Origin of the sequence: Duganella sp. Root1480D1, assembly GCF_001427305.1 — a bacterium.
GTDB lineage: Bacteria > Pseudomonadota > Gammaproteobacteria > Burkholderiales > Burkholderiaceae_D > Rugamonas.
Genome location: NZ_LMFZ01000045.1, coordinates 299,664 through 310,810 on the forward strand (window position 1 = coordinate 299,664; position 11,147 = coordinate 310,810).

General features: G+C 61.6%; 7 protein-coding genes. All 7 read right to left on the bottom strand.

What is annotated here, in order from left to right:
* Positions 1-96: 96 nt before the first annotated feature.
* Complete coding sequence (locus tag ASD58_RS24255) at positions 97-417, bottom strand: hypothetical protein (RefSeq protein ID WP_156401460.1); 321 nt, start codon at positions 415-417, stop codon at positions 97-99.
* A 385-nt stretch (positions 418-802) separates the two neighbouring features.
* Positions 803-2,572: an IlvD/Edd family dehydratase gene (locus tag ASD58_RS24260; protein ID WP_057263958.1), complete on the bottom strand. Its 1,770-nt coding sequence runs from the start codon at positions 2,570-2,572 to the stop codon at positions 803-805.
* Between the two features lie 13 nt (positions 2,573-2,585).
* Positions 2,586-3,353 carry an SDR family NAD(P)-dependent oxidoreductase gene (locus ASD58_RS24265; protein WP_057263960.1) on the bottom strand — a complete coding sequence of 256 codons (768 nt, stop codon included), beginning with the start codon at positions 3,351-3,353 and terminating at the stop codon, positions 2,586-2,588.
* A 17-nt stretch (positions 3,354-3,370) separates the two neighbouring features.
* A complete protein-coding gene (locus ASD58_RS24270; RefSeq protein WP_229210088.1) occupies positions 3,371-4,528 on the bottom strand; it encodes a fumarylacetoacetate hydrolase family protein in 1,158 nt (385 codons plus the stop codon).
* Between the two features lie 117 nt (positions 4,529-4,645).
* Complete coding sequence (locus ASD58_RS24275; protein ID WP_057263962.1) at positions 4,646-6,142, bottom strand: tryptophan halogenase family protein; 1,497 nt, start codon at positions 6,140-6,142, stop codon at positions 4,646-4,648.
* Between the two features lie 13 nt (positions 6,143-6,155).
* Positions 6,156-7,802, bottom strand: a complete 1,647-nt coding sequence (locus tag ASD58_RS24280) for a DUF5597 domain-containing protein (RefSeq protein ID WP_229210089.1) — start codon at positions 7,800-7,802, stop codon at positions 6,156-6,158.
* Between the two features lie 55 nt (positions 7,803-7,857).
* Positions 7,858-10,923 carry a TonB-dependent receptor gene (locus ASD58_RS24285; protein WP_057263964.1) on the bottom strand — a complete coding sequence of 1,022 codons (3,066 nt, stop codon included), beginning with the start codon at positions 10,921-10,923 and terminating at the stop codon, positions 7,858-7,860.
* Positions 10,924-11,147 lie beyond the last annotated feature (224 nt).

An 11,147-nucleotide genomic window follows, 5' to 3' on the forward strand; every position in this document is an offset into this window, starting at 1 on the left:
CTGTGCAGGGCTGCCAGCGCCGCCCGGCAAGCCTGCGGCCGGACAATTACGGCGGCCGCTTCTGCTGGCTTGCTCACATCCAATGATAATCCGGCCTCACGAAAACGCATCGGCAATGGCCGCCGACTCGTAAGCAGCACGGAAGGTATCGTCGAGCCGCCCGGGTTCAATCAGCTTTGTTCCCGCCTTTGCAGAAGCAATGACATGCGTCGCATTACCCTGGTGGCGCAAGACAAAAGGCCGGTCATCGGCCGGGGCGCGCAGGAAGGCCAACGCCGCAAGCCGGGCATCGCTGAACTCGATACCGCGCTGTCCACTCTTGCAAATTACGGTATACATCTCGTGCCGAACGCTATGTGACCCGAGCACTTCCGTTGTAGAGCGCATCATCACCTCCTGCTGGCCATCGCGATTCATCGACAATCTTGTGACTTGGAACCGCTGAGGCCCATTATTCCATTTCAAATCGAAATCTCAAAGGCCACTGTCGTTTTCCAGGCAATGTATAGACATCTCGTAACGTCGGGCCTTGCCCATGCTCCGCATTGCAGAAGATCAACCCCGTACACGGGACGCGACAGGTGCAGCGCCGACGGAACTCCCCGCGCGGCCGGAACCGGAATATGAGACTTTCAGAAATTGGCGCCAGACGCCGACGCCATGCGGTTGGCCGGCTTTGCGCGCGAGTTGGCCTGCAATGCGCGCAACGGCCACAATGATGACCAGTTCGATCAATGCGAAGAATAAATTGTGCTCAAGCGCGGCAGCGATGATGCCGCTGCCGGACTCGAAGCCATGCCGGTCAGTGGTTATGCCGCGGCATATCCTGCCCCACACCACGGTAGGAAACAGCCAGCTCAAGGCAGGCGCCGGACTGCAACTGGCCCACCGTGGCGCGATACAATTCCTGCCAGGGCGTCTGGCTTGGAGGGATCGGCGCCGGCGCAGCCTTTTTACGTTCGGCGAATTCCTCATCGCTGATCAGCACATCGCAGCTTCCCTCATTCAGGTCGACGCGAATCATGTCACCGGTGCGCAACCACGCCAGATTGCCGCCGGCGGCGCTTTCCGGCGATGCATTCAGGATCGACGGACTGTCCGAAGTACCGGACTGGCGGCCGTCGCCCAGCGTCGGCAGCGCTGTGATGCCTTGCTTGAGCAGCGCATCCGGCGGTTGCATGTTGACCACTTCGGCCGAACCCGGCCAGCCTATCGGCCCAGCGCCGCGGATCACCAGCATGGTTCGCGCATCGATTTCAAGGGCAGGATCGTTGATGCGCGCATGGTAGTCGTCCGAACCGTCGAAGACGACCGCGCGGCATTCGAACACCCCTTCGCGGCCCGGCGTCGACAAGTAGCGCTGGCGGAAATCCGCCGAGATCACGCTGGTTTTCATGATCGCAAAGTCGAACAGGTTGCCTTTCAGGACAAGGAAACCGGCCTGCTCCTTCAGCGGCTGTTCGAACGGACGGATCATTTCACGGTCTGCCGTCGCGCGGCCTTCCAGGTTAGTGGCCATGCTGCGCCCCGTCACAGTTGGCCGGTCCTGGCGCAGGCGCCCGGCCTGCATCAACTCCCACATGATGGCCGGTACGCCGCCGGCGCGGTGGAAGCGCTCGCCCAGGTATTTGCCCGCCGGCTGCATATTGAGCAGCAGGGGCACATCATAGCCGTAGCGCATCCAGTCTTCCGGCGTGATGTCCACCCCGGCGTGACGCGCCATGGCCATGATGTGCGGCTGCGCGTTGGTCGACCCGCCGATGGCGGCGTTGACCACAATGGCGTCGAGGAAGGCATCGCGCGTCATGACCTTCGATGGCCGCAGGTCTTCATGCGCCATGGCCACGATACGGCGTCCGGTTTCATAGGCCATCTGGCCGCGTTCACGATAAGGTGCCGGAATGGCGGAGCAACCTGTCAGCGACATGCCCAGCGCTTCGGCGATCGCATTCATGGTCGATGCGGTACCCATTGTGTTGCAATGGCCCGAAGAAGGCGCCGACGCGGTAGCGATCTGCAGGAATTTCTCTTCGTTGATCTGGCCCGCGGCAAGCATGCGGCGGCCTTTCCAGATGGCGGCGCCCGAACCAACCAGTTCGCCTTCGAACCAGCCATCCAGCATGGGCCCGCCCGACAGCACGATGGCCGGAAGGTCCATCGTGGCGGCAGCCATCAGCTGCGACGGCGTACTCTTGTCGCAGCCCGTCATCAGCACCACCGCGTCAATCGGATAACCGTGCAGAATCTCCACCAGGCCCAGGTAGGCAAGGTTGCGGTCGATCGCCGCAGTCGGACGGCGGCAGTTCTCGAAAGTCGGGTGTACCGGGAACTCCATCGGAATCCCGCCCGCGTCCCGTATGCCTTCACGCACCCGCTTGGCCAGTTCCAGGTGGATGCGGTTACAAGGGTTGATATCGCTGCCGCTCTGGGCGATCCCGATGATGGGGCGGCCCGAACGCAGTTCCTCGGCAGTGATCCCGTAATTCATGAAGCGCTCGAGATACAGCGCCGTCATGTCGATGCGCTCCGGATTGTCGAACCAATCCTGCGAGCGGAAACGGCGTTCGCTCATGTTGCCATCCTCCTTATGCACCGTACCACCCCGCGTCTACAAAGTATTCACGACCGCTGCAGCGCGCGGCGTTGGACGAGGCCAGGAACAGGGTCAGCGCCGCCACGTCATCGGGCTGCACGCGCTGCGGCAGGCATTGTGCCGCCAGGATCTCGCCTTCGCTTTCAGGCGTTTGCCACAACGCCATCTGGCGCGGCGTATTGACTGCGCCCGGCACAATGCAGTTGACGCGGATCCCGTGCGGCCCCAGCTCGCGCGCCAGGCCGCGGGTCAGGCCCTCGATCGCCGCCTTGGAGGCCATGTACAGCGGTAGCCCGGCCAATGCGAGGTGCCAGGAAATGGAACCGAAGTTCAGGATGACCCCACTCTTCTTTTCCTGCATGCCAGGCAGGACCGCCTGCGCGCAGAAAAACTGATGGCGCAGGTTGACCGCCAGGCTTTGATCCCAATATTGCGCGGTGACTTCCTGCACCTGGTGGCGCTGGTCGTTGGCGGCATTATTGACCAGGATGTCCACGGCGCCGTAGTCGCGTGCGATACCGGCAAAGGCCGCGCCAAGCTGCTCCAGGTCGGTCAGATCGCAATGCACATAGCGCGGTGGGAAGCTGGATTGGGCCAGCTTATGAGTCAGTTGCTGGGAGGGGGCGTCCTGCACGTCAAGGAACACGACATGCGCGCCCTGCCCCGCAAACGCTTCGACAATGGCGGCGCCGATGCCGGTGCCGCCGCCAGTGACCACCACCAGCTTACCCGGCAGATCAGGGTAACGGGCAAACTCCATAGGTTTTCCGGACATGCTCACTCCCCGAACGCGATGCCGCGCTGCGCCAGGTTGCTATACAGTGCACGCACTCCGAAAGTCCACGGCGGCAGCTGGTCGCTGCGCTGCACCTGGTTGACCAGGGTGCCCAGCGCCGGGCTGCTGATGCTGACGCGGTCGCCCAGGTGATGGGTGAAGCCAGAGCCCGCCGCGTCGCGGTCCTTGGTCGGCGAGAACATGGTGCCGAGGAAGAGCATAAAGCCGTCGGGATATTGGTGGTGGCGGCCGCAGGTCTGCTTCACCAGGTCCAGCGGGTCGCGGCTGATTTCACGCATGCGGCTGGTCCCGGCAAGCTGGAAGCCGTCGTCCTCGCCTTCAATGCGCAGGCTGACTTCGGCGTTACGCACCGTGTCGATGCTGAAATGCTGGTCGAACATACGGATGAACGGACCGATGGCGCAGGATGCATTATTGTCCTTGGCCTTGCCCAGCAAGAGGGCGCTGCGGCCTTCGATATCGCGCAGGTTGACATCGTTGCCCAGGGTTGCACCCAGAGCGACGCCGGCGCTGTTGACGGCCAGGACGATCTCCGGTTCCGGGTTATTCCACTTCGATTCCGGATGGATGCCTACCGCCGTGCCGTGGCCGACCGCCGACATGGCTTGCGACTTGGTGAACACCTCGGCGTCCGGCCCAATGCCCACTTCCATGTATTGCGACCACAGGCCACGCTCCAAAAGATCCGCTTTCAATTGCATGGCCGCTTCGGAGCCGGGGCGGATTTCGGACAGGTCGGCGCCGATGCGCGACTGGATTTCCTTCCGCAGCTCGGCCGCACGGGCCGGATCGCCCTTGGCCCGTTCTTCGATCACCCGTTCCAGCAGGCTGACGGCAAAGGTAACACCGCAGGCTTTGATGGGCTGCAGGTCGCATGGCGCCATCAAAAGCACGCCTTCGCTGGCACCAGCTTCGTTCGCCAAGGCAGCTACAGGGCCGAGCGGTTCACCGTCCGCCTGCATCAGCAGCTGATGCAAATCGGCGCGCTCGAACAATGCGGACACCGTCGGTGCATGCCGGGTGATATCGAACATTTCGCCCTGACGCACAACGACCACCGCCGGCCCGACGTTTTCGCGCCAGACACGCCCTACCAGCAATGCCCGCTCCAGATCGGTGGGCAATATTGCATTCGTCACTTGAATCTTCTCCCTGACTGCGTTTGTTGATTGACGAATGAATGTTGCCCGCTGCAAGTGCTATCTGCAATTGCGAAACTCACCAACGCGGCTCATAATTACGCGTACATCAGGCATCTACCGCATTTTCGCAATATAATCGCCGTGTTGCGGCATCGCGTCCACCGCCTGGCGGATGGTGTCATGCACTCGGGCGAAATGGTCCTTCATGCGCGCCAGGTCGAACAGGTCAACCAGCGGATCATACGCCTGCGGCATGATGCCAAGTCCCATCATGATCGATAGATGGGATGCCACCCCAAAGCCATCCGCGTCATAAATGGCCACCCGGCCGGTCGCCTGGAACAGCTCGATCTGGTGGCGCAGCGTGTCCGGGATCGCCATACTGGCGCAGTAGCGCCAGAATTCCGAGTCATCGCGCCGCGTCGCCTTGTAGTGCAGGATGATGAAGTCGCGCACATATTCATAGCGCTGCGACACCAAGCGGTTGAATTCATTGGCCAATTCCGGACTGAAGTCGCAATCCGGGAAAAACTCCAGCAGCCAGCCGACCGAGTTTTCGATGATGTTGATGCTGGTCGATTCCAGCGGCTCCAGGAAGCCACTCGACAGTCCAATCGCCACGCAATTTTTGACCCATGACTTGCGCCGCCGTCCCGTCGTAAAGCGAAGCTGGCGCGGCTCGTCAAGGGCGCGGCCATCCAGGCCGTCCAGCAGCACGCGTCCCGCTTCTTCATCGGTGGTGAAGCCATTGCAGTAAACGTGGCCATTGCCGGTGCGATGCTGCAGCGGAATGCGCCAGGTCCAGCCCGCGCTGCGGGCGGTCGACGTCGTGTACGGCGTAAGCGGCTCCACCTTTTCGCATGGCACGGCCTGCGCGCTGTTACAGGGCAGCATGGCGCTCCAGTCATCATAGCCAGTCTGGTAGACGCCCTCGATCAACAGCCCGCGGAAGCCGGAACAGTCGATGAACAGGTCGCCCTCGATACGGCGCCCGTCTTTCAGCTTCAGCGCGGTGATGAAACCGGTTTCCGGGTGCTGTTCAACCTCATTGATCATCCCTTCGGCGCGCTGCACGCCGCGTTCCATTGCATAACCGCGCAGGAAGGCGGCATACAGGCTGGCGTCGAAGTGGTAGGCGTAGGAGAACGCATTGGTTGCGGCAGGCTGGTCGCCGTAGGGCTCCATGAAACGGTTGGCGCGCGCCATCACCGTCGCTGTCGACCATTCCTCATACGACGGCATGTCCTTGTAGACGCTCGCCAGGCGCAGCCAATACATGACCGGGGAGCGGTTCTCGATGGCGGGACCGAAATCGCCGAATCCATGGAAGAAACGGTTGCCGATGTGGCCCCAATCCTTGAACTCGATGCCGAGCTTGAAGGTGGCCTGCGTCTTCCGGACGAAATCCGCGTTATCGATGCCGAGTGCCTGGTTGTAGTAGCGAATGGTCGGCAGTGTCGCCTCGCCCACCCCCACGGTACCGATCTCCGGCGATTCGACCAGCGCGATCTCGCAGGACTTGCCAAGCTTGAGCGCCAGCGGCGCCGCAGTCATCCAGCCTGCGGTGCCGCCGCCGACGATGACGATTTTTCGAATCGGCTTACCGGACATGCCTGTTTCTCCTTCAATATGTCCCCAGACGGATTCTCAACACCGTGGGATTGGCTGTCAAGTTGATGCCCCAGTCGGTCTGGTCGCCATTCCAGTTGCGCTCCATGATCCACTTGCCGGCAGCATCGAAACGGCCCTCTTCCACGCGCGCATACATCGATGGCTTGCCGGCGTTGGCTCCCGCGCCTTCGAAGTTCAGGCGCACGTTCTGCCCGACGACGACGAATTCATTGTCGCCTATCTGTGCCAGTGCGGCGCCGCCGTTGGGCGATTCAGTGCCCGGCGGCAGGTCGTCCTTGCTGGCGTTACCGAACTGCCACTCGCGGAAGGTAGCTGTCACTTTCCAGCCCGCGGCGGTAAACGATTGCGGCTGGCGATCATCAGCTTCCGCGATACCGTAGGTGCGGCCGGCCAGCGACCATTGCGCCCACTTGCCCGCCATCGGGCGGAAGGCAGCGTAGACCTTGCCGAACGGTTCGGCCATGGCCTTGTCTTTCAGCCTGGAGCCGAGCGGATAGTTGCTGTAATCGGCATAATCGATCCCGAACGGCGAGACACCGATCGCTCCGCGCCCGAGGATCTGGTAGACATAGCGTGCATACAAAGCGGCATTGCCCATCTCCGGAACAAACAAGGCATTGTCCTGGCGCTGGAACAAGGCCAGGGTGGCCCCTAGTTTCTTCGATTCCGGCGAGTACAGGTCCGGCGCGGCAATATCGACGTGCGGAGCCGCGGCTTTGTAAATATCGATCACATCGAAGGTCGGACCGCCGCTAGCAAAGTTGCCCTTCCACGGAGCCATCGGCTCGACCGGGTCACGCAGGGCATTGTTGACGAACATCGGCAAGTCGTACACCGCGCGCCCGGCCTTGGCCAACGTTTCGATATAGCTGGCAACCGAGTAGGCATGGAAGTATTCGTCCGCATACGGACCATAGACTTCGGCCCAGCTGCCGATGGCAGCGCCGGCAACGGGTGCTTTCTTGCGCGCCAGGACAGCCTGCGGAACCGGCTGCTTGAAAGCCGCCTGTGCCTTGGCGCCGAAGTCGCGCACGGTACCATAGGTGCCGACCTCGTTCTCAACCTGCACCATGATAACGGTGCGCTGCGCACTGTCGATTTTCTTCAGGTGCTCCATCAGCGCGACGAAAGCCCTGGTGTCGGCCTGCAAGGTCTGCTCGCCAAACGGCGACAGGCAGTAGATCGTCTTGCCGTCCTTATCGACCATACGCGGGAAGCGCTGGTTGTTGAACTTCACCCATTCCGGCGTGTACTGGGGACCAGTATTCTTCCAGGTACCAAACCAGAGCAGGACCAGCCGCATCTTATTTTGCCGCGCTTGCGCCACCAACGTATCGACGTAGCTGAAATCGAACTTGCCTTCGACCGGCTCCAGCTGCTCCCAGGCCACCGGGATTTCGACCGTGTTGGCATGCGCATCTTTTGCAGCGCCCCACACCTTATCCAGTGCGGCCGGATAATTGCTGGAGTTATGTGCCTGTACGCCGAGCATGGTGAATGGCTGGCCGTCGACCAGCAGCGCATAGCGCCCATCCTGACGTACCAGTTGCGGAATCGGCGCCTGGGCGGCATCGGCATTCGCCGTCAACATGCCTGCCAAGCAAAACGCCGCCATCAGGCGGCTGTGTATTTTTTTCAAGCGACACCCATATCAAAAAAGGCAGCACGCCGCGCGGGCGTGCTGCCGGGCCACATTAGAACGAGTAACGCGCCTGCAGGTAATAGCTGCGGCCAGTGAAGTTAGCGAAGTGCTCCTTCATGCCGATGTGCTGCTGTACGTATTGCTTGTACATGGCGTTGTTCAAGTTGCCGATGTTGAAGGCCACCGTCAGGTTGTCAGTCACCTTGTACTGCAGTCCCAGGTCCAGCTGGCCATACGCGCCGCCCCATACAGGCAGTGCGTAATTCACCGAGTTCAATTGGCCCTTGTTCGGGCTATCCGGGTTCTGGTCCAGACCATCGGTGCCATTGCTGCCGTAGGCATTGATCACTTGCAGGTACTTCGAACGCCAGCTGTACGCCAGGCGCCCCGACCACGGTCCCTGATCGTACAGCAAGGCCAGGTTGTATGCATTCTTCGACATGCCTGTCAGCGGCATATTGCCGATCACACGGCCATCGGTATCGCAGCCGGCCAGGTCACGCAGCGTGTTGGCCTCCAGCGTGCCCTTCGGCGTGCACCACAGGCCAGTCGGCGCGTGCATATCCAGCTTGCTATCGATATAAGTGTAGTTGCCCGACAAACCGATGCCCGACAGCCAGCCTGGCAGCTTGTCGAAATAGTGCTGGAATCCGACCTCGGCACCACGCGCGCGGCCATCGGCGCCGTTCACTGGTCCCGTCGTCAGGAAATCATGCGCCGTGCCTGCACTGTCCGCCAGCGTATAGGCGAACGTGCGGTTGATGATGATGTCCTTGAGATTCTTGTTAAACACGGACAAGGTCAGCGAACTGCCATGGCTGCCATACCACTCGGCCGTCAGGTCCACGTTGGTCGACGTGGTCGGCTTCAGCATCGGGTTGCCATTGGCATTGCCCTTGTAGTCGATCGAATCGAGCACTGACTGGTTGGTCGTCGCGTCGGTGTGCGTGTTCACCTTCTGTTCCAGCGTGGTGTACTGCTGCATCAGGTAGAAGTCCGGCCGCGTCATGCCTTTGGAAACAGCGAAGCGGAACTGCAGCTTGTCACCGGCTTTCATGCGCAGGTTAAGGCTCGGCAGGACGTTGGTGTAATTATGTTCAACCGTGCGCTTCTCTTCCAACTCCGCAATGACAGGCACACCCGGAGGCTGGGTCCCTGTTGGAGGGCTGAAGAGGAACATGCCAACTGCCTGCGCTTCGGTTCTCACGACCCGCGTGCCAATGTTGCCATCGACCGGGTAAGGCAGGTTGTCGAAGGCAAAGCGCAGCTGGGCATACGCCGCCTTGGTGCGCTCGTGCTGCTCATTGGTGTCGCTCGGGCCACCGAATGGCGAAGGCTTCCAGTTGGTGCAATCGCCGGTCGGTCCGGGGTTGGCGCAGAAATAGTTGGCGTAACCGTGCAACTCCTGGAACATCGCCGGCGTGGCATCGAAGGAGCCTGCCACGGTCGCCGGCGTCGGCACGATGATCGCCGGAGGAGCCGGCACGGTGCCGTTGAAGAAGCTGGGGAAGGCGTGCGCGGTGTAGTTCTGCCCCAGGCGCGGATCGGTCAGTACGGCGAATTTGCTGTATGGCTGCCAGCTGTTGCCGACCGACCAGGACTGCGTGATATTTTGCCATTCGTTGCCGCCGTTGCCGCCATGGGTTCGGTTGGTGATCGCGTCGCGCTTGGTCGCACGCACGCCGAAGCGCAGGTCCTGAAGAACGGGCGAATCGAAAATGAACTTGGCGTCGAGGCGTGCCGCATTCTGCTTGGCTACCGCCTTGTCACGGTGCTCCTGCGCAAAGCTCCAGTAATAGTGCGAGGGATCGGCCAGCCAGGCACGGTCGCCATCGTCGAAGGTGTAGGTCGGCGGCGAAGTGCGCAAGTCCATCGTTTCCTTGGGCATGAAGCCGCCCAGGCCGACAGTATTGTCGTAGCCCTTGGTGGTGGCACGGGTATGCTGCAGGTCCGCCTTGAAAACCCACTGGTCGGAAGCGCGCCACTGCGCGTTCCAGGACAGGTCGGACGTGTCGGCCTTGCGGCTGGTCGTGCGCGCGTCGGTACCGAAGCCGATGCCGTTGCTCAGGCCAAAGCCGCCATCGGTCGGATTGCGCAATACGCCCGTCAACAGCGCCCCATTGTCGTCGTAAGTCGCGCCCGGGTCGACAGTGAGGGTCGAGGCGGTGGTGGTCATGAAGAACCCGCTCTCTTCCGTGTAAATCTTGTACTTCGATTTGAAGTAGGTCAGGCCGGACGAGAGATTGTCCTTCTTCCATTGCAGCGCGCCGTACAGGCCATCGCGGGTGCGGTCGAAGGTGTTGGAATTCCAGCTGGCGCCGGGGCTGATCCAGCGCAACTGGCCTGGCGTGATATCGGCGCGCGGCAGGTAGTTGCTGACGCCAAGTGCATCGCTGGCGGTGGAGATCTGCGAATGCGACAGGTCGAGCAGCGCGCCCACCTGCCCGATCGGGGTATCCCAGCGGTTCGACACCAGGCCGGATACCGCAGGTTTGGTCTTGCCGCTGCGGCTGGCGCGCGAGCCTTCCACCGACAGCGCGGCCTTGAAGCCCTTGAAGTCGAACGGCATGGCGGTGCGCAGGTTGACCAGGCCGCCTACTGCGCCCTCGATCTGCTCGGCGGATGGATTCTTGTACACGTCAACGCCGGCCATCAGCTCAGGCGGCACGTCCTCGAAGCTCAGGGCGCGGCCACCGTTGGCGGAGAACGAATCGCGGCCGTTCAATTCGGAGCGCACATAGCTCAAGCCACGCACCGACACGCCCGTGCCTTCCGCGGCAAAGTGCTGGATGCCATCGCCCAGGCCCTGCATCGGGTCCGCGCGGTTCATGGTGCGGTCGATGCTCACGCCCGGAATGCGTTGCAGCACTTCGGTGACCGAACGGTCCGGCAACTTGCCGATATCGTCGGCCACGATCGAATCGACGATCTCGTCGGAATTCTGCTTGATCTTCTGTGCTGACTCCAGCGCTGCGCGCTGGCCTACCACCACCACGGTATTCGGATCTCCCTTGGCGGCCGGCGCGGCTGGTGTAGTCTGCGCCATCGCGACGCCGCTCGCCAATAGTGCAATATGCGCCGCTGCCATGGCGATTGCTGTCTTCTTCAAGTGTCTCACTCTGAATCCTCTCGTTCTAACTTATAAGTTTACTCACCGTGTGCCCATAAAGCGCCACCATGCCTCCGTGTCGGGGCTGATCTGCGCATGTCTTTGGAGTGCCTGGCGGGGTAAGCCCGGAGCCCCGCGCCGCGCCCTACGAGGCGCGTGCCATATCGCCGCTGTGCGCGGCAAGAATTCGAATAACCATTGGAATGTCTCCCTTGTATGTTTTATGTCGCCTG

Excerpts from the sequence above, each read along its gene's own strand:
- ASD58_RS24255 (WP_156401460.1), bottom strand. The coding sequence starts at position 417 with ATGAATCGCGATGGCCAGCAGGAGGTGATGATGCGCTCTACAACGGAA.
- ASD58_RS24260 (WP_057263958.1), bottom strand. The coding sequence starts at position 2,572 with ATGAGCGAACGCCGTTTCCGCTCGCAGGATTGGTTCGACAATCCGGAG.
- ASD58_RS24265 (WP_057263960.1), bottom strand. The coding sequence starts at position 3,353 with ATGGAGTTTGCCCGTTACCCTGATCTGCCGGGTAAGCTGGTGGTGGTC.
- ASD58_RS24275 (WP_057263962.1), bottom strand. The coding sequence starts at position 6,142 with ATGTCCGGTAAGCCGATTCGAAAAATCGTCATCGTCGGCGGCGGCACC.